We start from the raw sequence: 24,652 nt of genomic DNA, 5'->3' as shown, positions 1-24,652 counted from the left end.
CCTAACGCCTCATCGGCGCGGCCACGCGCTCCCGCGCGAGGTCGTCGGCATAGCGCGACAGGAAGCCGATCAGCGCTTCCGCCGCCGGCCCGCGCGGCGCCGGACTCATGCCGGCGCCACGTTCGAGCGCCCGCGCCAGCGCGTCGTCGAACTCGGCCTCGTCCAGCGCCACCTCGATGCCGGGCTTGCTCGCCAGCCAGCGCGCGGTGGCCACCTGGTGGTCGTTGCGGGTCTCGCGCAGCTCGCCGCGCCGCGGCAGCAGCACCAGCGGCTTGCCGAACTCCAGCGCGGTGAGCACCGAGCCCATGCCGGCATGCGCGACGATCACCCGCGCGGCGGCGACCCGGCCGCGGAACTCCTCCGGCGCCAGCACGCGGCAGCTCTCGATGTGCTGCGGCTGCAGCGGGCTGTCGCCGATCTGCGCGAAGACGCCGACCGCCGGGTGCCGCGCCGCCCAGCCGTCGAGCGCGCGGATCAGCCGGTCGAACGGCATCTGCGAGCCGACGGTGGCGAACACGGCGCTGCTCACTTGGCCCCCTTGGGCCTGCGGCCCGTCCCCCCGAGGGGGAGCGAGCGCCTTCGGAACGGCCGGGCGGCGCTCACAGCACGCTCCCACGGCAGTCGGGCCCGTCCGGCCGGGCCAGCGATTCCCACTGCGTCAACCAGACGTCCGCCACCCGCCCGGCGCGCTCGCCCGACAAGGACAGCCGCTCGACGTTGGCGATGCTGTCGATCCAGATCGTGCGCGCGCCCAGGCGCCGCGCGATCGCCAGCGCGATGAAGCCCGGCGCGGCACCGGTCGTGACCACGAGCTGCGGCCGCTCGCGCCAGACGATGCGCAGCAGCTGCCAGGCCAGCACGAGCAGTCCCCAGCGGTCCCAGCGCGTCGCATCGCGCACGACATGGAAGCGCGCCCCCGCGGGCACCTGTCCCGCGTAGTCGGCCTGCACGGTGACGAAGGCCAGGTCGAAGCCGGCGAAGGCCGGCGCCAATCGCGTCAGCTGCACCCAGTGCCCGCCGCCGGAAGCGACCAGCAGCACGGTCATCGGTCGCGGCGCCAGCGCATCGCGCCACGTGGCCTCGACCTGGCGCAGCACCTCGCCGGTGGCGAACAGCGCCGCGGCGCGTTCGCGCGCGGCCTGCGCCAGCTGCCGGCGGTGGCCGGCGTCGTCGAACAGCCGCAGCACCGCCTGCGCCAGCGCCGGCACGTCGCCGGGCGGCACGAGCGCACCGCAACGGCCTTCGTCCAGCGCGAACGGCACGCCGCCGACCGCCGTGGCAACGACCGGCACGCCGGCGGCCATCGCCTCCAGCACGCACATCGGCAGGCCCTCGAAATGCGAGGGCAGCACCAGCACGTCGGCGCGCCGCAGCTCGGCGTCCTTGGCGGCGCCGTCGATCCAGCCCGGGAGCTCGACGGCATCGGCCACGCCCAGTGCGGACGCCGCGCGCCGCACCGCGTCGAGATCACCATCGCCGGCCAGGCACAGGCGCAGCCTCGGATGGCGCTCGCGCAGCGCCGGCAGCGCGGCGAGCAGGTCGAACACGCCTTTCTTCTCCCGCAGCCGGCCGAGGAACAGCAGCCGCCGCGCGGGCGCCCGCACTGCCTGCGCGACCGGCGGCAGCGCCACCGGGTTGGCGACCACCCGCACCGCGGCCGCCGGCTCGATCGCCGCGACTTCGCGCGCCCAATGCGGCGCCAGCACGATCACCGCGGCGGCCTGGCGCAATACCCGTCGCACCCAGCACCGCCCGATGGCCGAGCACTCCCGGTGATAGAAGGCCGTGAATTCACCGCTGTGCAGGTGCACGACATAGGGCACGCCGGCCAGCCGCGCGGCCGCGCAGAAGACCGACTTGCGCCAGAAGCTGCCGCGCGAAGCGCTGTGCACGTGCACGAGGGCGACGCGGCCGAGCAGCAGCGCGCCGGCCAGCCGCGCGAGCGCCGGCAGCATCGTCGCGAGCTGGCGCCACAGGCCGGGCCCAGCGTAACTCGACAGGTAGCGCACGCCCCAGCGATCGAAGAGCCCGGCCTCGCGGTACGCCTGCGCGACCGCACTCATGCCGCCGGGGGCCTGCAGCGCGGGCCCGACCATCCAGACGCGGCGATGGCTGCGCTCGCCCATCACACCAGTCCCTCCCGGTAGTCCGGCACCTCGTGCGGCGCATTGATGCGCACGACGCGCGCCGGGATGCCGACGGCGACCGCGTAGTCCGGGATGTCGGTCAGGACCACCGCGTTGGCGCCGATCGATGCGTGCGCGCCGATCCGCACCGGCCCCAGCACCTTCGCGCCGGTGCCGACCATCGCGCCGCGCCCGATCACCGGCACCTGCTGGCTGCCGGAGCGGCCGCCGATCGTCACGCCGGCGCCGATCACCGCTTCGTCCTCGATCACCGCGCGCCGGTGCACGACGGTGCCCAGCCCCTCGTAGCTCAGCAGAACTCCGGCGCCGATCTGCGCGCTCGGCGGCAGCACGGTGTTGAAGGCGATGCGGTTGAACGCCTTCAGCAGGTAGGGCAGCACCGGCACGCGCTTCAGGTACAGCCAGCGCGCCACGCGGTAGATGCGCAGCGCGATCATCGGTCGGCCCTCGCCTGGCTGAAGCGCCATGCGGCGCCGATCAGCAGCCACAGCACGAAGCTGCCGCGCGGATCGGTGATGACCGCCGAGGTCGGCGTGTTCGACAGCAGGATCACCAGCGCGCCCAACGCCATCGGCAGCAGCGCCGAGCCGCGCCCGGCACGCTGATCGCGCAGGTGGCGCCGCAGCAGCCCGACCAGCAGCGTCAGGTAACACGCCATCAGCGCGGCCGCCCCGAACCAGCCGGATTCGGCGGCCACGCTGGGCCAGTAGACGTCGATCAGGAACTTGCCTTCGCGGAACCACCAGTAGCTGGCGAAGCCGAGATCGAGGAACAGCGACTGGTCGAACTTCTGGGCGCCGGCGCCGCCGTAGGTGCCCAGGCCCGCGCCGAGCGGGAACCACTGGTTCGCGACCTCGAGGCCCTTGGTGCTGAGCACCGCGCGCTCGGACAGCACGTCGAAGGGCTGGCCGAAGCCCCATTGCGCGAGCAGGCCGCGCCCCGGGACATGGTCGAGCATCAGCATCACCAGCGCCGCGACGGCGATGGCGGCGATCGCCAGCGGCAGCAGCAGCACGCCGTAGCGGCGCAGCGTCAGCACCGCCAGGCCGGCCAGCGCCAGCGCGAAGCCGGCGCACTCCTGGCGCTGGCCGCTGGCCAGCAGCAGCGCGAGGTAGGGCAGCGCGAGCAGGCCCCAGCGCCAGCGCTTCGTCGAGACCGCCAGCACCACGCAGCACCAGGCAAAGGCGGCCGCCGTCAGCGCCAGGTAGCCCGAATGCAGGAAGGGGCCGCGCAGGCGCGGCAACCCGCCCAGCAGCGGATTGGGCGTCCAGTCGACGTAGGGACCGAACAGGCGGTGGTGCAGGCCCGGCGCGGCCAGCTCCAGCAGCGCGGCCGCGGCCAGCGGCAGCCACAGCAGCGCCAGCAGGCCGTGCAGCACGCGCTCGGTCTTCACGTCCCACACCAGCAGCATGCCGACGAGGAACATGGCCGCCCACTTCAGGTTGTACTGGAACTGCCAGGCCGCGGCCATCGGCTGGGAGCGTCCCAGCACGCTGCTGGCGATCGACAGCAGCAGATAGAGGCCGAACAGCGCCGCGAGCCAGCGCAGCGCCGGGTCGGACCGCATCGCCCGCCGGGCCTGCACCAGCGCGCCGGCCAGCCAGGTGAACAGCAGCAGCTCGAACACATAGCCCAGCGGCAGCCGCGCCTGCATCAGCGCCGGCGCGGAGATCACCAGCAGCGCCCCGGCCACCAGCACGGCACGCATCAGCGCCGGCGACGGTTCGCCGAGCCCGATCCACACCAGCGCCCCGGTCAGCGGCAGCGCGATCAGCAGCAGCATCGGCAGCCAGGCCGAGACGCCGATCATCAACGCGAACAGCAGCGTGAGCAGCAGCGCGGCGCCGCCGAGCAGCGCCACCGCGAGACCCGAGCGGCCGGGGCCGCGCGCGCCGGCCCAGGCGAAGCCGCCGTTCGGGCTCATGCCGAGTCTCCGACGAGCCAGCGCCGCTCATGCGCGCTGAGCGGCCGCAGCCCGAGCATGGCCACGGCGAACAGCATCACCGCCAGCAGCACGCCGGCCAGCGCCGGCAGGCTCGGCCAGCCTTCATGCAGCGCCAGCGCGACCAGCCAGGCCAGCAGGAAGCCGCCGATCACCTTCGGCAGCGCCAGCGCGCGCCACGGGTAGCCGAGCGCGCCGGCCGAGCGGCCGATCACAACGGCGATGTAGGCCAGCTCCGTCAGCACCAGCAGCACGAACAGCGCCGGCAGGCCGCCCATCGGCAGCAGCATCAGGTAGGCCAGCGGCATCGCCGCCAGCGCCAGGCTGCTGCGGCCGATCTCGGCCGATCGGCCGAGCAGGTGCGCCAGCGCCTCGGCCAGGCGGTGGTGCGACCACACCACGACCCAGCACAGCCAGCCGACGACGATCCAGTGCGCCTCGCGGTAGCGGCCGCCGCTGGCCAGGCCGGCGATCTCGGCGCCGTAGAGCACGGCGCACAGCAGCACCGGCAGCACGAACAAGAGGTTGGCCTTGACGAACAGCGCGATGCGCGCGAGCAGGCGCTGCGCATCACGCTCGGTGTCATGGCGCGTCACCAGGAAGGTGCGCACCAGGTTGAACAGGAACTCCAGCGGCATCAGCTTGCGCACCTGCTCGGCCAGGTTGCGGCCGAAGCCCACGAGGCCCGCCCCTTCCGCGCCCAGCGTGCGCGAGACGATCAGCACGATCATCTGCCCGCCCCACAGCAGCGAGGCCAGCGACGCGATCCACGCATTCGCCGCCAGAGCGCGCAGCGACCACAGCGAAGGAGCCACCACCGGCGCCGACGGCACCGACGGCCCGTCCTGCCGCGCGCGCCGGCGCAGCTCGCGCAGCAGCAGCGCGGCACCGAGGAGCAGGCTGCCGGCACTGGCGGCGAGCTCGGCCTGCACGACCTGCCGCACGTGCAGCCCGCCGCTGACCGCCAGCAGCGCCAGCGCGGCCAGCATCGCGAGGTTGCGCAAGGTCTGCGCCGCCTGCGACGCCCACTGCAGCAGCAGGCTCGACAGCACCTGGTCGCGCAGCACGCGGCTCAGGCCCTCGACGCACAGCAGGGCCGCGCTCCAGCCCAGCAGTCCGTCGAGCAGCGGTTGGCCGAGCAGCGGCGCCACAACGCCAGCCACCGCCGCCAGCAGCACCGCCACCAGCACCAGCGCCAGGGCCTGCACGCCGACGCAGCGCCGGATGAAGCCGGCCAGCACGCCCGTCGGCGCCCGCTGCGCCAGCTTCGGGATCTCGATCGCGGTGACCCAGTCCATGCCGAGGTTGGCGGCGACCAGCAGGATCTCCATCAACGCGACGGCGACGACATAGGCGGCGTAGTCCGCCGCCGGCAGCCAGCGCGCCAGCGCGACGAAGATCGACAGCGACAGCGCCGCGTTGAGCAGGCGCCCGAACGCGTAGTGCAGCGCGCTCGCGCGGAAGGCGCGGACGCTGGGCATGCGGCCGTCCGTGTTCACCGGCATCCTCACGCCGCGGCAGACGGGCGGCCGATCAGCCGCTCGATCGATGCCGTGTCGAGCACGCCGAGCAGGTCCGCCACGAAGGCATCGTGCAGCTGGAAGGCCACTTCGGGCTGGCGCTCGATCGACGACATGCGGAAGATCAGCCCGTCGGGCACGTCGCCCGTCAGGCCGTAGCGCAGTTGCGCGAGGCGCTGGCCGATCTGGCCGCTCACCGCGCGGCTGCCGACGCGGATCCAGTAGCTGATCGGCTCGCTGCGCGTGCCGAGCTTCGCGTTCAGCCGGGACATCGGCACCGCGTGCGTGCCGACGTGCAGCACCTCGTCGCGCAGCTTGCGCACCGCGAAGCCCTGCGCCGAGTAGCACGACTCGGGCCGATGCGCGCGCAGGCGGCCGGTCTGGTCGCCGCCGTAGGCGATCGACAGCATCACGCGCCGGCCGCGGGTATCGATGTAGGTGCGCGCCAGCGTCGCGTCGTAGATCGCCTCGATCTTCTGCAACACGTCGGGGCTGGGCTGCAGCGGCACGAGGGAGGTGTCGACGCGCCACGCGCCGAAGCGGCGCGGCACCAGCGCGTCGAGGTCGATGCGCGGCACGTCGGCGGCCAGCAGCCGCTCGGGCTTCAGCGGCAGCGCCAGCGCAGCGGTGCCGGCCAGCAGTCCGCCCAGCAGCAACGCGCGCCGGCGCGACAGCGGCGGGGGCATGTCGGCCCCTCGTCCGACGAGTACGTCGGCCGATCCCCCGAGGGGATCGCGGGCCGGCTTGGGGCGGCCCGGCGCTCGGCCCGCTGCGGCGTCGACGGGGGGCTTCACGATGCGGCCCCCGTTGCAGACGGTGGCGCCACCGGCTCCTCGCGCTTCACCTTGAACCCCAGGTGCAGCAGCGAATCGACGCCGATGATCAGCAGCAGCGCGCTGACGAACAGCACGATGCCGGCGAAGCCATGCAGGAAGCCCTGCCCCGCTTCGTCGCCGAAGTAGTAGGTGATCAGCGCCAGCGTGATGACGCGGATCGTATTGGCGCCGAACGAGATCGGCACGATCAGCACCGCGAGCACCACGTTGCGGGCGGCCGAGTTCCGCCGCACGATGTTCAGGTACAGCAGCCCCAGCGCCTCCAGCGTGAACAGCGTGTGCAGCCCGGCGCAGGCATCGGCGACCAGCAGCTGGTACTGGCCGATCTGCAGGATCACGCCGCTGCGGCTGATGGGGTAGCCGAGCCAGAACAGCACCTGCTCGGCGGCCACCGACACGGCCATCTTCATCGGCATCGTCAGCGTCTCGACGACGAGGCCCGGCAGGGGCATCAGGAACAGCAGGAAGAACAGCGCGAACCACTGCCGCTTCACCGCCGCCGCGCCGAACAGCAGCAGCCCGAGGCCGATCACCACCGGCAGCACGGCGCCGACCTCGAACAGCAGGATCTGCTGGGAGCGGCCCAGCAGATAGCAGGCAAGGCCGATGGCCAGCAGCGGCCAGCCGGCGGCGGAAGGCCCGCTGCGCACGGCCAGCATGGCGCGCCAGTTGCGCACCAGCAGCCACAGCACGACGCCGAGCACGATCGGGCCATGGCCCTGCTCGTCGGTCGACCACACGGTGGTCGCCAGATCGTAGACCGTCGGGCCGAACAGCGCCGCGAGCCCCGCGGCGACCAGCGCGTAGCTCGCCAGCGCCGGGTCGAGCGCGGTCGGACGCCATCGTTCGGTGAAGTTCATCGCTGCGCCAACTGCTCGCCGATGGACAACGCGTGGGCAACGCGGGGACAACGCGTCAAAACTCGTTCAGCACCACCCCGACCAGCCGGGCGGGGCTCTCCGACAGCACGGCCGACAGCTCCCGCAGCGCGCCGATGCGCGACGCGTGGCGCCGCGCGACGACCAGCGCGGCGCCGCAGCGCGCGGCGATGACGTAGGAGTCGGCGCCGTAGATTGCCGCCGGCGTGTCGACGACCACGTGGTCGAAACGCGCCAGCAGCTCGCGCATCAACAGGCCGAAGGCCGGGCGCTCGACCAGCTCGAGCGGGTTCGGCGGCGTCACGCCGACGGGCAGCACGTACAGCGAGGGCACCGCGGCCACCTGCTGGATCACCTGCGCCTCGCTGCGGCCGGACAGGATGCCGGACAGCCCGGCGTTGTTGGGCATGCCGAAGACCTCGTGCAGGCGCGGGCCGCGCAGATCGGCATCGACCAGCAGCGTGCGTTCGCCCAGCTGCGCCAGCGCCACCGCGAGGTTGGCCGAGAAGAAGGTCTTGCCGTCGCCGGTATCGGGGCTGACGACCGCCAGCGCGCGCCGCAGCGTGGCGCCGGTCGCACCGGTGGCGGGCGGCGCGGCCATGCGCATGATCAGCTGGCTGCGGATCGCACGGAAGGCCTCCGCCTGGTGGCTGAAGGGCCGGTTCAGCGCGACCAGCTCGGGGCAGGCATTGGCCTGTTCCTGCGGCGCATACGGGTAGTGGAACTGCTGGGCCAGCGCGAACAGCACGTCGTCGCTGCTGGCATAGCCCAGCGCGATCGCCGATTCGCCGAAGCGCACGCCATGGCTGCGCTGGTGCGCGAGCACTTCGTCGACCTGCTCGGCCTTGAGCTTGCCGACCTCGCGCAGGATGTCGCCGATGGCGCGGTCGTGCAGGCTGCCGCTGGAGCGCGGCGGTTCATGGCGCGTGCCGTTCGCGCCGGGGCTCGGGCCCGATGCGGCCTCGGCATGCACGCCGCCGCGCACGGCCTCGTCGCTGCGGTCCGCCACGGCGACGGAATCGTTGAACTTGGCCATCAGGTCCCCTTGCGCTGCGTCGTCAGCCGGTGCAGAACCCGGTCGCCCACCGTCGGTCCGAAGGCGATCAGGCGCGGCGTGACCAGCGGTCGCGGCATCACGCCCAGCAGCGGCGCCTCGACCGCCCAGCCGGCGTCCTCCGGTGCACGCACGCGCCGGTCGATGAACTCCAGCCCGACCGCCGTCAGCAGCGCCAGCATCAGGCCCACGCACACCGCCAGCGCCGTGTTCAGCGCCAGCCGCGGCGACGAATGTTCGTTCGGCGCCACCGCCTGCGTCAGCACGTTGGCGTTGCTCTGCGTGGTCTGGCTCTCCAGACTGGTCTGGTTCAGGCGCGCCAGCAGCGCGTCGTACGACCGCTGTGCGTTCTCGACCTCGCGCACCAGCACCTGGCCTTCGTCGCGCACCGCCTTCATGCGCAGCACCTTCTCGCGCTGCTGCTCGAGCTCGGCGCGCACCTGGCTTTCGCGCGAGCGGTTGATGGTATTGGTGACGGTGACGCCGGCCGTCACGCGCGCGGTCTCGGCGGCGATGCGCGAACGCAGCTCGCCGAGGTTCGCACGCGCCTCGACCAGCTGCGGATGTTTGTCGCCGTAGCGCGCGCCCAGCTCGCGCAGCCGCGCCTCGGCGCGCGCCGCGTCGGCCTTCAGGCTGGCGATCAGGCTGTTGTTCAGCACCTCCTGCATGCGCTCGCCGGCGCCGCCCTGGGCCTGGGTCGCGCGGCTCGACGACTCCGCCGACAGCGCCTGCAGCAGCACGACCTGGCTCGACAGCTCGTTCAGCCGGGCGTTCTCGACATCGAGCCGCTCGTCGGTGGCGATCAGGCCCTTCTTCTGCTGGTAGGCCGACAGCTGCGCCTGCGCCTTCTCCAGCGCCGCGCGCGCTTCCTTCGAGCGCGTGTCGAAGAAGCCGACGTACTGCCGGGCCGGATCGACACGCAGCTCGAGCACGGTCTCGAGGTAGGCCTGCACGAAGGCATTGGCGATGCCGGCCGCGAAGCGCGGGTCCTGCGCGGTGTACGACACCTGGATGACGTTCGACTCGCGCGACGGCCGCACGTCCAGCCGCTTGTGGAAGAGGTTGGCGAGCCACACCTCGATCGAGCCCTGACCGTCCGCGTCGTCCTCGAACTCCTGGCGGATCGCCGGGTTGTCGGCGAGCTTGAGGTTGCGGATCACGCGGAACGCGACGCGGTCGCTGCCGATCACGTCGACCTGCGTGGCGATGAACGCCAGGCTGGGCATCAGGCCGCCGGCCATGCCGGCGACCGGATCGGGCCGCGGATCGACCACCACCGACGCGGTCGCGGTGTACTGCTTCGGCAGCACCAGGCTCAGCACGACGGCGACGACCACGCACAGGCCGAACACCGACAACGCGATGCGGCGCCGGGCTTTGAGGATGGCAAGCAGCTGCGCCGGCGTCATGTCGTGCCTCTCGGAGTCAGGGGATCAGAACAGGCTCTCGCGCACGAACACCACGTCGCCGTCCTGCATGCGGTAGTCCATGCCCGGCTGCACGACGCTCACCTTGCCGTCGCCGTTCTTGCGGTGCACCTTGATGCCGCGGTCGGTGCCCCGGGGGGTCAGGCCGCCGCCGGTGGCCAGCGCCTGCATCAGCGTCATGTTGCGCTCCAGCCGCATCGGGCCGGGCCGCTGCACCTCGCCGTAGATGTAGACCTGCGGCTGGCGGTCGATCCACACCGTGTCGCCGTTCTGCACCAGGATGTCCTGCGCACGCCCGGCGGGCGTGAACAGCGTCGGCACGTCGACCTCGACGCGGAACGGCTGCCCACCGCGCTGGCCGGTGACCACCAGCGTCTCGGCGCCGGCCGCGGCCGGCCCGCCGGCCAGCGCCAGCAGGTCCGACAGCCGCGTATTGGCAAGCTCGATCGGATAGCGGCCGGGCCGGTTGACCATGCCGAGCACGCTGGCCTGGTGGCCGCGCACCTGCATCACCGAGATCGTCACCTGCGGCTGCTTGACGAACTGGCCGGCGCGCAGGCCATCGGCCAGCAGCTTCTCGGCCGCCGTCACCGTCTGGCCACCCACGCGTACATTGCCCAATAGAGGATAACTGATGATGCCGCCGTCGGTGATGCGCGACTCGACCGAGAGGTCCGGGTTCTGGTAGACGTTGATGCGGATCACGTCGCCGGCGCCGAGGCGGTACTCCTCGGTGGGCGACAGCGTCGCGGTGGGCATCGCGGCCGGCACGGCCGCGGGCGCGGCCGCCGTCACCGTCGCGCGCGGCGGCGCGGCGCCGGAGGTGACGGTGGCCGGAGCGGCCAGCACACCACCGGTGCCAGTGGCGAGGATGCACAGCATGCAGGCGCCTCGCAGGGCGCCGGTGGAGACGCGCTTCATTTCTTCAACCCCATGCCTTTGCTGATGTCGCTGTCTGACAGGCCGCCGCTTGCGGCTGCCGGCAGCACCTGGGCCGACGCGGCCGGTGTCGCCACCGCCGGGACCGCGCCGGACGCGGTCAGGGCGGGCGCAGGCGCCGGCGCTTCCGCCGCCATCGCGGCCGAGGCCGCGGTGCCGCCCGCCGGAGCAGGCGTGGCGAACTTGCCGACGTATTCGATCTTGGCCGCCGCGCGCATCGCCTTCAGGTCCTCTTCGACCAGCTTGCGCTTGCGGTCGGCCAGCAGGTACTGCTCGATCAGCGGGCGCGCGCGGTCCTCGTCGATGGGCTGGGTGCGCGAGCTGGCGAGCACGACCACTGTCGCGCCGGTGGGCGTCTGCGTCAGCACCGCCTGGCCGTCCTTCAGGCGCGACAGCGTGTCCAGGCTCTGCAGCGGCAACTGCTCGGCCGCGCGCACCGCCTGGTTGGCGCCGAAGCGGTAGTCATTGGCCTTCAGGTGCTCGATGAAATCGGTGGTGGTCTTGGCCTGCCCCAGCGCCTCGCGCAGCGGGCCGATCTGCTCGGGCCGCGACTCGATGACGATCTCCTGCAGCTGGTAGATGCGGCGTTCCTTGAACAGCGCCGGCTTGTCCTCGTAGTACTTCTTGACCTCTTCGGGCGTCGGCCGGGCCGCCGCTTCGCCGATCTTCTCGGCATAGGCGCGCGCCACGATCTCGCGCCGCGCGGCATCGAGCTGCTGCACCACGCGCGGGTCGCGGTCGAGCTTGAGCTCCTCGGCCTTCTGCAGCGCGAGCTGCTGGTCGACCAGCCGCTCGAGCACCTGGCGGCTGGCGGCCTCCGCCTGCTCGGGGCGGAGGTTGCGCTGCTGCTGCAGCACATAGTTGATCTGGTGGACGGTGATCTCCTCGCGATCGACGCGGGCGGCCGTCTGCGAGGCGCGGTCCTTCTTCTCGCCGCAGCCCGTCGCCAGCGCGACGGCCATCAACGCGGCGAAGGCGACAGCGCCGAGGCGCACGGAGGATTCAGCGGCGGCGGACATGCGGCACCGACGCATCAGCACTTGATTCCGACGTGCAACGCGACGACACCGGCCGTCAGGTTGTGCACATCGACATGGCCGAAACCAGCGGTCTTCATCATCGCCTTGAGGGTCTGCTGGTCTGGGTGCATGCGGATCGATTCGGCCAGGTAGCGGTAGCTCCCCGCATCCCCGGCAACCAGCGTGCCCAGCCAGGGCAGCACGTTCATCGAGTACCAGTCGTAAGGTTTACGCAGCGGCTCGGCCACCTTGGAGAACTCCAGCACCAGCAGGCGGCCGCCCGGCTTCAGCACCCGGCCCATCTCGGTGAGCGCCTGTTCCTTGTGTGTCATGTTGCGCAGGCCGAAGGCCACCGACACGCGATCGAAGCGGTCGTTGCCGAACGGCAGCTTCTCGGCATCGCAGACCACTGTCGGCAGCGCGAGGCCTTCGTCGATCAGCCGGTCGCGGCCGGTGCGCAGCATGGTCTCGTTGATGTCGGTGTGCACCACCAGGCCCTGCGGGCCGACCTGGCGCGCGAAGGCGCGGGTCAGGTCGCCGGTGCCGGCGGCGATGTCGAGCACGTGGTGGCCCGGCTTCACCTGCGCGACGGCGATCGTGTAGGCCTTCCACGCGCGGTGCATGCCCGCGGACATCAGGTCGTTCATCAGGTCGTAGCGGCTGGCGACCGAGTCGAACACGCCGCGCACCTTGCGCGCCTTGTCCGCCTCGTCGACGGTTTCGTAGCCGAAGTGGGTCTTGGCCATCACGGGCCTCCTTGCAGGGGAAGGAAAGGGGTAAATGCGGGGATCAGTGGTGGCCGCAGGCGCCGCCGGCGTCCTTCTGCGGCATCGGCGCGTCGCGGTCGACGCCGGCCGCGGCGAGGCGATCGAGATAACGCTGCCAGTAAGCGTCCTGCTGCGAGCCGATCTGGTGCAGGAAGGTCCACGAGTACAGGCCGGTCTCGTGGCCGTCGCTGAAGACGGGCTTGACCGCGTAGTTGCCGACCGGCTCGATCGCGACGATGTCGACGTCGCGCTTGCCGGTCTGCAGCACTTCCTGGCCCGGGCCGTGGCCCTGCACTTCGGCGGAGGGCGAATAGACGCGCAGCAGCTCGAAGGGAATGCGGAAGGTCGAGCCGTCGTCGAAGGCGATCTCGAGCAGCCGCGACGCCTGGTGCAGCGTCAGCGCGGTGGGTTGTGGAGAGGGGGTGCTCGCACGGGCCATGACGACGCCTTTGCCTTGTAGAAACCGGGGCCAGCAGTGTAATTTCTGCTGTCATCCCGGCTTACGCCGGGCTTCACCCCGGCATCCGGCTTGCCCGCGCGGGCGCGAACAGGCCCCTGCCCGTCGCGCGCCGGCCCGGCAGCGTCAGACCAGCACGCGTTCGATGCCGCCGTCGTTGGCCTTCGCAACGTACTGCGGCATCCAGTCCTCGCCGAGGATCTTGCGCGCCATCTCGACGACGATGTAGTCGGCTTCGAGCAGGCCGTTGGAAAGATCCTCGCCGTAGCGCGACAGGCCCATCAGGCAGCTCGGGCAGGAGGTCAGGATCTTGACGTTCTGCTCGCTCGCGGACGTGCCCACCAGGCCCTTCTCGCGCAGCGCGGCTTCGCCCTTGCGGATCTCCTCTTCCTTGCGGAAGCGGATCTGCGTCGAGATGTCGGGCCGGCTCAGTGCCAGGCCGCCGCTCTCGCCGCAGCAGCGATCGCTCTTGATCACGCCCTCGCCGACCAGCGCCTTCACCGTCTTCATCGGCTCCTGCTGCTTCAGCGGGCTGTGGCAGGGGTCGTGGTACAGGTAGCCGCCGGTGCCGTCGAGCCGGATGCCCTTCTCGAGCAGGTACTCGTGGATGTCGATGATGCGGCAGCCGGGGAAGATCTTCTCGAATTCATAACCCTGCAGCTGGTCGTAGCAGGTGCCGCAGCTGACCACCACGGTCTTGATGTCGAGGTAGTTCAGCGTGTTGGCGACGCGGTGGAACAGCACGCGGTTGTCGGTGATGAGCTTCTCGGCCTTGTCGAACTGTCCCGCACCGCGCTGCGGATAACCGCAGCACAGGTAACCCGGCGGCAGCACCGTCTGCACGCCGGCATGCCACAGCATCGCCTGCGTCGCGAGGCCGACCTGGCTGAACAGGCGCTCCGAGCCGCAGCCCGGGAAATAGAACACCGCCTCGGTCTCGCTGGTCGTCGTGCGCGGGTCGCGGATGATCGGCACGTAGTCGCGGTCCTCGATGTCGAGCAGCGCGCGCGCCGTCTTCTTCGGCAGGCCGCCCGGCATCTTCTTGTTGACGAAGTGGATCACCTGCTCCTTGATCGGCGCGGTGCCCACCGTCGCCGGCGGCAGCAGGGTCTGCTTGCGCGCGATCACCTTGAGCACGTCATGGCCCAGGCGCTGGGCCTTGAAGCCGAGGTTGGTGACCGCATGCGCGATGCGGATCGCCTGCGGCTGCGTCGTCCCGATCATGAAGGACTGCAGGGCCGCGGCCGGGCGGAAGCTCTTCTGCCCCATCTTGCGCAGCAGGTTGCGCATGTTCATCGACACGTCGCCGAAGTCGATCTTCACCGGGCACGGCGACAGGCACTTGTGGCACACCGTGCAGTGGTCGGCGACGTCCTCGAACTCCTCCCAGTGCGCCAGGCTGACGCCACGGCGCGTCTGCTCCTCGTACAGGAAGGCCTCGACCAGCAGCGAGGTCGCGAGGATCTTGTTGCGCGGGCTGTACAGCAGGTTGGCGCGCGGCACGTGCGTCGCGCACACCGGCTTGCACTTGCCGCAGCGCAGGCAGTCCTTGATCGAATCGCTGATCGCGCCGATGTCGCTCTGCTGCATGATCAGCGACTCGTGGCCCATCAGCCCGAAGCTGGGCGTGTAGGCATGCGACAGGTCGGCCTGGTGCACCTCGTCGCCGAAGGCCCGCAGCGCGGCGCCGCGCAGCAGCTTGCCCTTGTTGAAGCGGCCTTCCGGATCGATGCGCGCCTTGTACGCGGTGAACTCGCGCGTCTCTTCCTCGGTCAGGAACTCGAGCTTCGTGATGCCGATGCCGTGCTCGCCCGAGATCACGCCGCCCAGGCTGCGCGCCAGCGCCATGATGCGCGCGACCGCCTCGTGCGCGGTCTGCAGCATCTCGTAGTTGTCGCTGTTGACCGGGATGTTGGTGTGCACGTTGCCGTCGCCGGCATGCATGTGCAGCGCCACCCAGGTGCGGCCGCGCAGCACGTCCTTGTGGATGCGCCTGGCTTCGTCCAGGATCGGCGTGAACGCGGCGCCGGCGAACAGGCCCTGCAGGGGCTTGAGCACCTGCAGCTTCCAGCTGGCGCGCAGCGTCTTGTCCTGCAGCTGCTCGAAGTAGCTGCGCTTGTCCTCGGCCGCGCCGAAACCGGTGGCCGGCCGGTCGAGGTTGTCGAGCCAGTGCTGCCACAGCGCGCGCACTTCGCGGATCAGCGCCAGCGCCTGCTGCACGCGGTCTTCCAGCAGCTCGGCGCTGGGGATCTCGCCGGCATCGTCGGCGCGGCCCAGCGGCAGCGAGCCGCGCGAGAAGAACTGCTCCAGCCGCTCCAGCAGCTGCAGCTTGTTGCGCAGGCTGAGCTCGATGTTGATGCGCTCGATGCCCAGCGTGTACTCGCCCATGCGCTCGAGCGGGATCACCACGTCCTCGTTGATCTTGAACGCGTTGGTGTGCTTGGCGATCGCCGCGGTGCGCTTGCGGTCGAGCCAGAACTTCTTGCGCGCGTCGGCCGACACGGCGGTAAAGCCTTCGCCCGAGCGGCTGTTGGCGATGCGCACGACCTCGCTGGCCGCGCGCGCAACGGCGTTCTCGTCGTCGCCGACGATGTCGCCGATCAGCACCATCTTCGGCAGCACGTTCGCGCCGCTGGCCGCGCCGCGCTTGCTCTTGGTCGTGTAGCCGACGGCCTTCAGGTACCGGTCGTCGAGGTGCTCCAGGCCGGCGAGGATCGCCCCGCCCTTCTTCTGGTCCTCGAACAGGAAGTTCTTGATCTCGACGATCGACGGCACCGCTTCCTTCGGGTTGCCGAAGAACTCCAGGCAGACGGTGCGCACATGCTTGGGCATGCGGTGCACGATCCAGCGCGCGCTGGTGATCAGGCCGTCGCAGCCTTCCTTCTGGATGCCGGGCAGGCCGGCGAGGAACTTGTCGGTGACGTCCTTGCCGAGGCCTTCCTTGCGGAACACCGAGCCGGGGATCTCCAGCCATTCCTTGCGCTCGAGCTTCTGGCCCGTGGCGTCGAACCAGCGCAGCTCGAAGCGTGCGACCGGCGCGTCGTGGATCTTGCCGAGGTTGTGGTCCTGGCGCACGACCTCCAGCCACTTCGCTTCCGGCGTCACCATGCGCCAGCTGGCGAGGTTGTCGAGCGCGGTGCCCCACAGCACGGCCTTCTTGCCGCCGGCGTTCATCGCGATGTTGCCGCCGATGCACGAGGCCTCGGCCGAGGTCGGGTCGACCGCGAAGACATAACCCGCGCGTTCGGCCGCATCAGCCACGCGCTGCGTGACGACGCCGGCGCCGGTCCAGATCGTGGCCACCGGGTGCGCGACGCCGGGCAGGTCGACCAGCTCGACCTCGGTCATCTGCTCGAGCTTCTCGGTGTTGATCACCGCGCTCTTCCAGGTCAGCGGCACTGCGCCGCCGGTGTAGCCGGTGCCGCCGCCGCGCGGGATGATCGTCAGGTCAAGCTCGACGCAGCCGCGCACCAGCTCGGCCATCTCGGCCTCGTTGTCGGGCGTCAGCACGACGAACGGATACTCGACGCGCCAGTCGGTCGCATCGGTCACGTGCGACACGCGCGACAGGCCGTCGAACTTGATGTTGTCCTTCGCGGTGTGCTTCGACAGCACCTTGCGCGCACGCTGGCGCAGGTCCCACACGGTGGAGAAGTGCGTCGCGAACTGCTGCACCGCGATGCGCGCGGCGCCCACCAGCTCGCCGACCTTGGCGTCGCGCGCGGGATCGACGTCCGGCGTGCGGCGGCGCTCGACCTCGTTGAGGCGATGGTTCAGCGCATCGATCAGCAGCTGGCGCCGTTTCGGGTTGTCGAGCAGGTCGTCTTCGAGGTACGGGTTGCGCTGCACGACCCAGATGTCGCCGAGCACTTCGTACAGCATGCGGGCGGAGCGGCCGGTGCGGCGCTCGTCGCGCAGCGAGTTCAGCACTTCCCAGGCGCGCGGCCCAAGCAGGCGGATGACGATCTCGCGGTCGGAGAACGACGTGTAGTTGTACGGGATCTCGCGCAGGCGCGGCGCGGCGGCGTCCTGTTCGCCGGCAGTCGTCGGGGGAAGTACGAGCGGTGCGTTCATCGGTTCCAGGCGCTGGCTGCTGCTTGCTGTCGTCCAGTGGGCCTGGGGGCCGCATCTGGCGCGGTATGGTACCGCAGCGCAGCATTCAACCCCGGGCGAACCCTGAAGCCGCCTCGCGGACCTTGCGCGTCGCCGCGGGTTCCGACGGGTTTCCCCCGGTGCCCGGGGGCGCGGGCTTATGACAGAAACAGGGTTGTCATCAAACTCGAACACACTGCGCGGCCTTCATCCTCGCCGTGTCCGTCGGAGACTCATCATGAAAACTCGCATCCGCCTCGTTGGTGTCGCTGCCGCATTGGCCGCCTTTGCCCTGCCCGTCCATGCCCAGGTCGAGATCCAGTGGTGGCACTCGATGGGCGCCGCGCTCGGCGAATGGGTCAACGACCTCGCCAACGAGTTCAACGCCAGCCAGAAGGACTACAAGGTCGTGCCGGTGTTCAAGGGCACCTACGACCAGTCGATGACCGCGGCGATCGCCGCCTTCCGTGCCGGCAACGCGCCGCACATCCTGCAGGTGTTCGAGGTCGGCACCGCGACGATGATGGCCAGCAAAGGCGCCATCGTGCCGGTCGGGCAGGTGATGAAGGACTCGGGCCTGAAGTTCGACCCGGCGGCCTACGTGCCCGCGGTGGCCGGCTACTACACCGCGCCGAACGGTCAGATGCTGAGCCTGCCGTTCAACTCGTCGACGACGATCTTCTACTACAACAAAGACGCGTTCAAGGCGGCCGGCCTCGATCCCGAGAAGGCCCCGGGCACCTGGCCCGAGGTGGCGCTTGCCGCCGCGAAGCTCAAGGCCAGCGGCCACAAGTGCCCGTTCACCACCAGCTGGCAGAGCTGGACGCAGCTGGAGAGCTTCTCGGCCTGGCACAACACGCTGTTCGCGACCAAGAACAACGGCTTCGGCGGCACCGATACGCGGCTGGCGATCAACACCCCGCTGCACGTGCGCCACATCGAGAACCTGGCCAACATGGCCAAGCAGGGCCTGTTCGTCTACAAGGGCCGCTCGAACGCGCCGGACGCCACCTTCCCGTCGGGCGAATGCGCGATGTACACCGGCTCGTCGGCGCTCTACGGCAACGTGTCGAAGAACGCCAAGTTCGCCTACGGCATGGCGCCGCTGCCCTACTACCCCGACGTGACCGGCGCACCGCAGAACACGGTGATCGGCGGCGCGAGCCTGTGGGTGATGTCGGGCAAGAAGCCGGCCGAGTACAAGGGCGTCGCGACCTTCTTCAACTACCTGTCGAGCCCCGAGGTGCAGGCCAAGAGCCACCAGCGCACCGGCTACCTGCCGATCACCAAGGCGGCCTTCGAGCTGACCGAGAAGAGCGGCTTCTACAAGAAGAACCCGGGCACCGACGTCGCGGTGACGCAGATGATCCGCAAGACCACCGACAAGTCGCGCGGCATCCGCCTGGGCAACATGGTGCAGATCCGCACCGTGATCGACGAGGAGATGGAACAGGTCTGGTCGGGCAAGAAGCAGCCCAAGGAAGCGCTGGAAGCGGCGATGCAGCGCGGCAACGAGCTGCTCGAGCGCTTCGAAAAAGCGAACAAGAGCTGAGCTGCTGATGTCAGCCCCCACGTCGCTTCGCTCCTGCCCCCCGAGGGGGGTGAGCCCGGACGAGAACAGTCCGGTGGACTGTTCTCGCCTGGCGAACGGCTGGTCCGCAAGGACCGGCGCGGTCTGCAAGGCCTCAGCCGCCTTGGGGCGGCCCGGCGCCGGCTGATGGCCGCCGAAAAACGCGTTCGATTTCGGTCGGTCTGGCTGCCCTGGGCGCTGCTCGCGCCCCAGGTGGCGGTCATCGCGGTGTTCTTCTTCTGGCCCGCGGGCCAGGCGCTGGTGCAGTCGCTGCAGCAGCAGGACGCCTTCGGCACCAGCGTCGAGTGGGTGGGCCTGGAGAACTTCAAGCGCCTGTTCGGCGACGCCACCTACTTCGAGAGCTTCTGGACCACCGCGATCTTCTCGGTGCTGGTGGCCGGCATCGGCCTGTCCTTGAGCCTGCTGCTCGCGGTGATGGCCGACCGCGTGATCAAGGGCGCCACCGCCTACAAGACGCTGCTGATCTGGCCGTATGCGGTGGCCCCGGCGGTGGCCGGCGTGCTGTGGCTGTTCATGTTCGCGCCCAGCATCGGCGTCGTCGCGTGGTACCTGCGCGCGGCGGGCTACGACTGGAACCACCTGCTCAACGGCAAGCAGGCGATGGCGCTGATCGTGATGGCCGCGGTGTGGAAGCAGATCTCGTACAACTTCCTGTTCTTCCTGGCCGGGCTGCAGTCGATCCCGAAGTCGCTGATCGAGGCCGCGGCGATCGATGGCGCGCGGCCGTGGCGGCGCTTCTGGAGCATCGTCTTCCCGCTGCTGTCGCCGACCAGCTTCTTCCTGCTCGTCGTCAACGTCGTCTACGTGTTCCTCGACACCTTCGCGATCGTCGACGCGTCGACGCACGGCGGCCCCGGCAAGGAGACCGAGATCCTCGTCTACAAGCTCTACTACGACGGCTTCAAGGGCCTGGACCTGGGCAGCTCGGCGGCGCAGTCGGTGGTGCTGATGGTCATCGTCGTGGTCTTCACGGTGATCCAGTTCCGCTACGTCGAACGGCGGGTCAACTACTGATGCGACCGGCAGGACTCTTCCATGGTTGAACGCGACAAGGTCGGGCGCTTCATCTCGCACGCGGTGCTGCTGATCGGGGTGCTGATCGTCGCCTTCCCGGTGTACCTGACGATCATCGCCACCAGCCACACCGCGCAGGACATCGTGCAGGCGCCCATGCCGTTGCTGCCCGGCGGCCACTTCTGGGACAGCATCGCCGCCGCCTGGGGCGGCGGCGCGCAGGCCGGCAGCAAGGCCCCGGTGGGCCGCATGATGTTCGTGAGCCTGGTCACCGCGCTGGTGATCGCCATCGCCAAGATCGCGATCTCGCTGCTGTCGGCCTTCGCGATCGTCTACTTCCGCTTCCCGTTCCGCATGGTCTTCTTCTGGGCCATCTTCGTCACGCTGATGCTGCCGGTGGAAGTGCGCATCGCGCCGACCTACAAGGTGGTGTCGGACCTCGGCATGCTCAACAGCTTCGCCGGCCTGACGATCCCGCTGATCGCCTCGGCCACCGCCACCTTCCTGTTCCGGCAGTTCTTCCTGACGGTGCCCGACGAGCTGGTCGAGGCCGCGCGCATCGACGGCGCCGGCCCGATGCGCTTCTTCAAGGACGTGCTGGTGCCGCTGTCGTCGACCTCGATCGCCGCGCTGTTCGTGATCCAGTTCATCTACGGCTGGAACCAGTACCTGTGGCCGCTGCTCGTGACGACCGACGAGAGCATGTACCCGGTGGTGCTGGGCATCCAGCGCATGATCTCCGGCGGCGACGCGCAGAACGAGTGGAACGTGATCATGGCCACCGCGCTGATGGCGATGCTGCCGCCGGCGCTGGTGGTCATCGGTATGCAGAAGTGGTTCGTCAAGGGCCTGGTCGATACGGAAAAATAACAAGGAAAAGAGATGGGCGCGATTGCCATTCGCAACGTCATCAAGCGCTACGGGCGCGGGCCGAAGGCCAACCAGGTGATCCACGGCGTGTCGGCCGACATCGCCGACGGCGAGTTCATCGTCATCGTGGGGCCCTCGGGCTGCGGCAAGAGCACGCTGCTGCGCATGGTGGCCGGGCTCGAGGAGATCAGCGAGGGCGAGATCTCGATCGGCCCGCGCGTGGTCAACGACGTCGAGCCCGCCGATCGCGACATCGCGATGGTCTTCCAGAACTACGCGCTGTACCCGCACATGAGCGTGTACGACAACATGGCCTACGGCCTGAAGATCGCGCGCGTGCCGAAGGACGAGATCGACGCCCGCGTCAACAAGGCGGCGAAGATCCTCGAGCTGTCCGCGCTGCTCGACCGCACGCCGCGCCAGCTGTCGGGTGGCCAGCGCCAGCGGGTCGCGATGGGCCGCGCGATCGTGCGCCAGCCGCAGGCCTTCCTGTTCGACGAGCCGCTGTCCAACCTCGACGCCAAGCTGCGCGCGCAGACGCGGCTGGAGATCCAGAAGCTGCACCGGGAGCTCGGTGTGACGTCGCTCTTCGTCACCCACGACCAGGTCGAGGCGATGACGCTGGCGCAGCGCATGATCGTGATGAATGCCGGCCGCATCGAGCAGATCGGCACACCCGAGTCGGTGTACTCGAAGCCCGCGACCACCTTCGTCGCCGGCTTCATCGGCGCGCCGCCGATGAACCTGCTCACCGGCCAGGCCGACGGCTCGCGCTTCATCGTCGGCGACGCCGAGCTGGCGCTGCCGGTGGCCGCGCCGCGCGCCGGCACGCTGATCCTCGGCCTGCGGCCCGAGCACACCGACCTCACCCCCAGCGGCCGCTGGCCGATGAAGGTCGAGATGGTCGAGATGCTCGGTGCCGAGCGGCTGATCTACGGCCGGCTGGGCGACGCGCTGTTCACGCTGCGCATCGACGCGACGCTGCCGTCGCCGGCGCTCGGCGAGACCGTGCGCCTGGACGCCACGCCCGAGCACCTGCACTGGTTCGACGCGGGAACGGGACAACGAGTCGGCGCATGAGCAGAGACGATTGGCCGTACCCGCTGTGGATCGCCCACCGCGGCGCCGGCAAGCTGGCGCCGGAAAACACGCTGGCGGCCTTCCGGCTCGGCGCCCAGCATGGCTACCGCGCCTTCGAGTGCGACGTGAAGCTGTCGGCCGACGAGGTGCCGTTCCTGCTGCACGACGCGACCCTGGAACGCACGACGCCCGCGACCGGCAACGCCGGCGACCGGCGCTGGGAGGCGTTGTCGCAGCTCGATGCCGGCGCTTGGCACAGCCGCGCCTATGCCGGCGAGCCGATGCCGACCCTGGCCGCGATCGCTGCCTACGTGCAGCACAACCGCTTCGTGCTGAACATCGAGATCAAGCCGACGCCGGGCGTGGAAGCGCGCACCGGCGAGCTGGTCGCGCAACACGCCACGCGGCTGTGGGCCGGCCAGCCGGTGCCGCCGCTGCTGAGCTCGTTCCGCCCCGAAGCGCTCGCCGCCGCGCAGGCGGCCGCGCCCGCGCTGCCGCGCGCGCTGCTGCTCGACACGCTGTGGGACGGCTGGTTCGGCGTCGCGCAGGCGCTGGGCGTCGTCGCCGTCGTCAGCAAGCACACGCTGATGGACGACGTGCTGCGCACGCAGCTTCGGGACGCTGGCCTGCGCGCGCTGTGCTACACGGTGAATGACGTGGCCGAGGCCGAGCGCCTGAAGGCCCTGGGCATCGACGGCCTGATCACCGACGCCGTCGACCGCTTCGCACCCGCCTGAGTGGACCCCCACGTCGCTTCGCTCCTGCCCCCCGAGGGGGGTCAGCCGCCTTGGGGCGGCCCGGCGGCGGCTGAGCGGGTCGACTACACCGCCGCCTGCGCCGGCTTCGGCAGCTGGCGCACGTTGCGGATCACGTCGTTGCGCCAGGCCAGCAGCGCCAGCAGCAGCGCGGTCAGCCCCGAGAACAGCAACGTGCTGCGCAGGCTGGCGTGCTCGCCGAGCCAGCCGCCGAAGAGCGCGCCAGGACCGGCGGGAATCAGGATCAGCCAGCGCATCGTGCTGGTCATGCGGCCGAGCAGCGGCTCCGGCGTGACCGCCTGCCGCAGCGACAGGAAGTTGATGAACACCAGCACCGCGCCGATGCCGAAGCACACCAGCATCGCCGCGAAAGCCGCGACGCCCCAGGGCCCGGGCGGGATCAGCGCCGGCAGCAGCCAGCCGACGCCGCAGATGCCGAAGCCCGCCACCAGCGTCGGCCCCGAGCCGAGGCGCTTGCTGATGCGGTGGCCCAAGACGCTGGCGCTGATCGTGCCCAGCCCGAGGCCCACGTAGCACAGGCCGATGGCGTTCTCGCCCAGGCCCAGCTCGCGCGTCGCGTAGAGGATCTGCACCACCAGCGCGGCGTTGTGGCACAACTGCCAGCAGCCCACCGCGGTGGCCAGCGCGATCAGCAGGCGCTGGCTGCGCACGAACTGCACGCCCTGCTTCAGGTCGCGCCAGAAATCGGGATCGGGATGCGGCTCGCGCACCTCGTGCACCTTCACGCCGCGCAGGATGAAGGCCGACAGCAGCAGCATCGTCGCATCGACCAGCAGCGCCACCGGCGCGCCCACCAGCTTGATCAGCGCGCCGGCCAGACCCGGGCCGACCACCTCGGCGCTGGAATTGGCAAGCGCGTTCTTCGCGTGCGCCTCGACCAGGCGTTCGCGCGGCACCACCTGCGTCAGCACGATCTGCGCCGCGCTGCCGGCCGAGGTGTTGACCGCGCCGAGCATGAACCCGACGACGTAGAGCCAGGCCATCGACAGCCAGCCCATCCACCACGCCAGCGGCACGCTGGCCACCGCGCAGCCGATGGTCAGCTCGCCGGCGATGTAGACCGGCAGCTTGCGCACGCGGTCGAGCCAGACGCCCGACGGCAGCGAGAACAGCACGAAGGGCAGGATCTCCAGCGCCGTGAGCCAGCCCATCTGCGTTGGCGTCGCATCGAGCAGCAGCGCCGCGGTCAGCGGCAGCGCGAGCATCGTGACCTGCCCGCCGAGCGAGCTGATCAGGATGGACGAGAACAGGCGCCGGTAGGTGCCGTCGCGCAGCAGGTCGTTCGGCGCGGGCAGCAGCCAGGTGCGCAGCGCGTCTCGCCAGCTCGTGGTCTTGGTGTGGTGCAAGTCGTCCCCTTCCCGCGACGGCCCCTCGTGGGGGCGCGTGCAGTCAGGGGATTGTGGCCGCTTCGCGGCTCGAGGCCCCCACGTCGCTTCGCTCCTGCCCCCCAAGGGGGGTGAGCCCGGACGAGAACAGTCCGGCGGACTGTTCTCGCCTGGCGAACAGCTGGTCCGCAAGGACCGGCGCGGTCTGCAAGGCCTCAGCCGCCTTGGGGCGGCCCGGCGGCGGCTCAGGCGGTCGCTGCGTCCGCGCGCTGGCGGCGCCGCGACGCGAACGCCGCGCCCAGCAGGGCCACGCCCATCAGGCCATAGGTGGCCGGTTCGGGGATGGTTTCGATCGTGATGCTGCCCGAGCGCCAGATGCCGTCCCAGTTGTCGGGGGGCGCGTTGGTGAAATCGTCGAACGACTCGAAGAACTCGAGGCGCAGGTTGCCCGTCGCGTCGGCCTGGAAGTTGAGGGCATTGGCCAGCAGGTCGAAACTGCCGGCGAAGACCTGCGCGCCCGAGACGTTGGCACCGACGCCGGGGCTCAGCGCGATGCCGTTGCCGTTGACGCCGGAGATGTCCACCGAGATCTCCGACAGCCAGCTCGGCGAGTCGGCGTAGAGCTCGACGTCCCAGGACACCTTGACGACGTTCTGCCAGGCGCCGATGGCCACCGAGAGAACTTCGTTGGTGGCGCTGCCGAGCGCGTCGTTGCTGAAGATCAGGCTGACATCGACCACCACGATGCCGGCCTGGGCCGGCGTGGCCGCGAGGGCCGCCGCGGCCAGGGCCGCACCGATCGCAGATCGCTTGAGTGCTTCCAGTCCCATGCGCAATTGCTCCAATGGTTAGGTCAGCGTCCGCCGCGCCAGGCATCACCGGATGCTGTCAGCCTCCGCCCAGAAGCCTAGTGTGTCA

21 protein-coding genes are annotated in these 24,652 nt (G+C 70.4%); 5 read left to right on the top strand and 16 right to left on the bottom strand.

Translation table 11 applies throughout. The features are described 5' to 3' along the window. Position 1: 1 nt before the first annotated feature. The 14 genes from P1K89_RS30490 to P1K89_RS30425 all read right to left on the bottom strand — a co-directional run bounded on the left by P1K89_RS30490 (position 2) and on the right by P1K89_RS30425 (position 17,060). Positions 2 to 529: a glycosyltransferase gene (locus P1K89_RS30490; protein ID WP_284620321.1), complete on the bottom strand. Its 528-nt coding sequence runs from the start codon at positions 527 to 529 to the stop codon at positions 2 to 4. Positions 530 to 599: 70 nt separating this feature from the next. Continuing rightward, on the bottom strand, positions 600 to 2,126 hold the full coding sequence (locus P1K89_RS30485; protein ID WP_284620320.1) for a glycosyltransferase family 4 protein: 1,527 nt from the start codon (positions 2,124 to 2,126) through the stop codon (positions 600 to 602). Further along, the gene (locus P1K89_RS30480; RefSeq protein ID WP_284620319.1) at positions 2,126 to 2,584 is read right to left on the bottom strand and encodes a serine O-acetyltransferase; all 459 of its coding nucleotides are present in this window, start codon (positions 2,582 to 2,584) and stop codon (positions 2,126 to 2,128) included. The genes P1K89_RS30485 and P1K89_RS30480 overlap by 1 nt, the downstream gene beginning before the upstream one ends. After that, complete coding sequence (locus P1K89_RS30475) at positions 2,581 to 4,071, bottom strand: hypothetical protein (protein ID WP_284620318.1); 1,491 nt, start codon at positions 4,069 to 4,071, stop codon at positions 2,581 to 2,583. The genes P1K89_RS30480 and P1K89_RS30475 overlap by 4 nt, the downstream gene beginning before the upstream one ends. Next, on the bottom strand, positions 4,068 to 5,570 hold the full coding sequence (locus P1K89_RS30470; protein WP_284620317.1) for a hypothetical protein: 1,503 nt from the start codon (positions 5,568 to 5,570) through the stop codon (positions 4,068 to 4,070). Before P1K89_RS30470 ends, P1K89_RS30475 begins: the two co-directional genes overlap by 4 nt. A 26-nt stretch (positions 5,571 to 5,596) precedes the next feature. Next, on the bottom strand, positions 5,597 to 6,295 hold the full coding sequence (epsI, locus tag P1K89_RS30465) for an exosortase-associated protein EpsI, B-type (protein ID WP_284620316.1): 699 nt from the start codon (positions 6,293 to 6,295) through the stop codon (positions 5,597 to 5,599). A gap of 104 nt (positions 6,296 to 6,399) precedes the next feature. Continuing rightward, positions 6,400 to 7,305, bottom strand: coding sequence for an exosortase B (gene xrtB, locus P1K89_RS30460; RefSeq protein WP_284620315.1), 906 nt, complete (start codon positions 7,303 to 7,305; stop codon positions 6,400 to 6,402). A 55-nt stretch (positions 7,306 to 7,360) separates the two neighbouring features. Next, the gene (locus tag P1K89_RS30455; RefSeq protein WP_284620314.1) at positions 7,361 to 8,359 is read right to left on the bottom strand and encodes a polysaccharide biosynthesis tyrosine autokinase; all 999 of its coding nucleotides are present in this window, start codon (positions 8,357 to 8,359) and stop codon (positions 7,361 to 7,363) included. Further along, positions 8,359 to 9,786, bottom strand: coding sequence for a chain length determinant protein EpsF (gene epsF / locus P1K89_RS30450; protein WP_284620313.1), 1,428 nt, complete (start codon positions 9,784 to 9,786; stop codon positions 8,359 to 8,361). The genes P1K89_RS30455 and epsF overlap by 1 nt, the downstream gene beginning before the upstream one ends. A gap of 24 nt (positions 9,787 to 9,810) precedes the next feature. Further along, positions 9,811 to 10,725 carry a polysaccharide export protein EpsE gene (gene epsE / locus P1K89_RS30445; protein WP_284620312.1) on the bottom strand — a complete coding sequence of 305 codons (915 nt, stop codon included), beginning with the start codon at positions 10,723 to 10,725 and terminating at the stop codon, positions 9,811 to 9,813. Further along, the gene (locus P1K89_RS30440) at positions 10,722 to 11,762 is read right to left on the bottom strand and encodes an EpsD family peptidyl-prolyl cis-trans isomerase (RefSeq protein ID WP_284620311.1); all 1,041 of its coding nucleotides are present in this window, start codon (positions 11,760 to 11,762) and stop codon (positions 10,722 to 10,724) included. The genes epsE and P1K89_RS30440 overlap by 4 nt, the downstream gene beginning before the upstream one ends. Positions 11,763 to 11,776: 14 nt before the next feature. Continuing rightward, positions 11,777 to 12,508 carry a bifunctional demethylmenaquinone methyltransferase/2-methoxy-6-polyprenyl-1,4-benzoquinol methylase UbiE gene (gene ubiE, locus P1K89_RS30435; RefSeq protein ID WP_284620310.1) on the bottom strand — a complete coding sequence of 244 codons (732 nt, stop codon included), beginning with the start codon at positions 12,506 to 12,508 and terminating at the stop codon, positions 11,777 to 11,779. 43 nt (positions 12,509 to 12,551) lie between these two features. Continuing rightward, the gene (locus P1K89_RS30430) at positions 12,552 to 12,968 is read right to left on the bottom strand and encodes a gamma-butyrobetaine hydroxylase family protein (protein ID WP_284620309.1); all 417 of its coding nucleotides are present in this window, start codon (positions 12,966 to 12,968) and stop codon (positions 12,552 to 12,554) included. 144 nt (positions 12,969 to 13,112) lie between these two features. Then, complete coding sequence (locus P1K89_RS30425) at positions 13,113 to 17,060, bottom strand: DUF3683 domain-containing protein (protein WP_284620308.1); 3,948 nt, start codon at positions 17,058 to 17,060, stop codon at positions 13,113 to 13,115. Between the two features lie 256 nt (positions 17,061 to 17,316). Here P1K89_RS30425 and ugpB point away from each other — a divergent pair, with 256 nt between their 5' ends. The 5 genes from ugpB (at position 17,317) to ugpQ (ending at position 22,370) form a co-directional block, all read left to right on the top strand. Then, complete coding sequence (gene ugpB, locus P1K89_RS30420; protein WP_284620307.1) at positions 17,317 to 18,630, top strand: sn-glycerol-3-phosphate ABC transporter substrate-binding protein UgpB; 1,314 nt, start codon at positions 17,317 to 17,319, stop codon at positions 18,628 to 18,630. Positions 18,631 to 18,795: 165 nt separating this feature from the next. Next, positions 18,796 to 19,683, top strand: coding sequence for a sn-glycerol-3-phosphate ABC transporter permease UgpA (ugpA, locus tag P1K89_RS30415; protein ID WP_284620306.1), 888 nt, complete (start codon positions 18,796 to 18,798; stop codon positions 19,681 to 19,683). A 21-nt stretch (positions 19,684 to 19,704) separates the two neighbouring features. Then, positions 19,705 to 20,553 (top strand): sn-glycerol-3-phosphate ABC transporter permease UgpE, encoded by an 849-nt coding sequence (ugpE, locus tag P1K89_RS30410; protein WP_284620305.1) that lies wholly within the window; start codon positions 19,705 to 19,707, stop codon positions 20,551 to 20,553. Between the two features lie 12 nt (positions 20,554 to 20,565). Then, the gene (locus P1K89_RS30405) at positions 20,566 to 21,633 is read left to right on the top strand and encodes a sn-glycerol-3-phosphate import ATP-binding protein UgpC (protein WP_284620304.1); all 1,068 of its coding nucleotides are present in this window, start codon (positions 20,566 to 20,568) and stop codon (positions 21,631 to 21,633) included. Then, positions 21,630 to 22,370, top strand: a complete 741-nt coding sequence (gene ugpQ / locus P1K89_RS30400; RefSeq protein ID WP_284620303.1) for a glycerophosphodiester phosphodiesterase — start codon at positions 21,630 to 21,632, stop codon at positions 22,368 to 22,370. The genes P1K89_RS30405 and ugpQ overlap by 4 nt, the downstream gene beginning before the upstream one ends. Before the next feature lie 83 nt (positions 22,371 to 22,453). Here the strand turns inward: ugpQ and P1K89_RS30395 are convergent, their stop codons facing one another. Continuing rightward, entirely contained in the window at positions 22,454 to 23,755 is a 1,302-nt protein-coding gene (locus P1K89_RS30395) for an MFS transporter (protein ID WP_284620302.1), read from the bottom strand. A gap of 224 nt (positions 23,756 to 23,979) precedes the next feature. Beyond that, complete coding sequence (locus tag P1K89_RS30390; RefSeq protein WP_284620301.1) at positions 23,980 to 24,564, bottom strand: PEP-CTERM sorting domain-containing protein; 585 nt, start codon at positions 24,562 to 24,564, stop codon at positions 23,980 to 23,982. Positions 24,565 to 24,652 lie beyond the last annotated feature (88 nt).

It is taken from the genome of Aquabacterium humicola (genome assembly GCF_030167915.1).
Lineage (GTDB): Bacteria > Pseudomonadota > Gammaproteobacteria > Burkholderiales > Burkholderiaceae_C > Pseudaquabacterium > Pseudaquabacterium humicola.
Note: the sequence above shows the minus strand (reverse complement) of the source record. Positions and strands in the feature narration are given on the sequence as shown.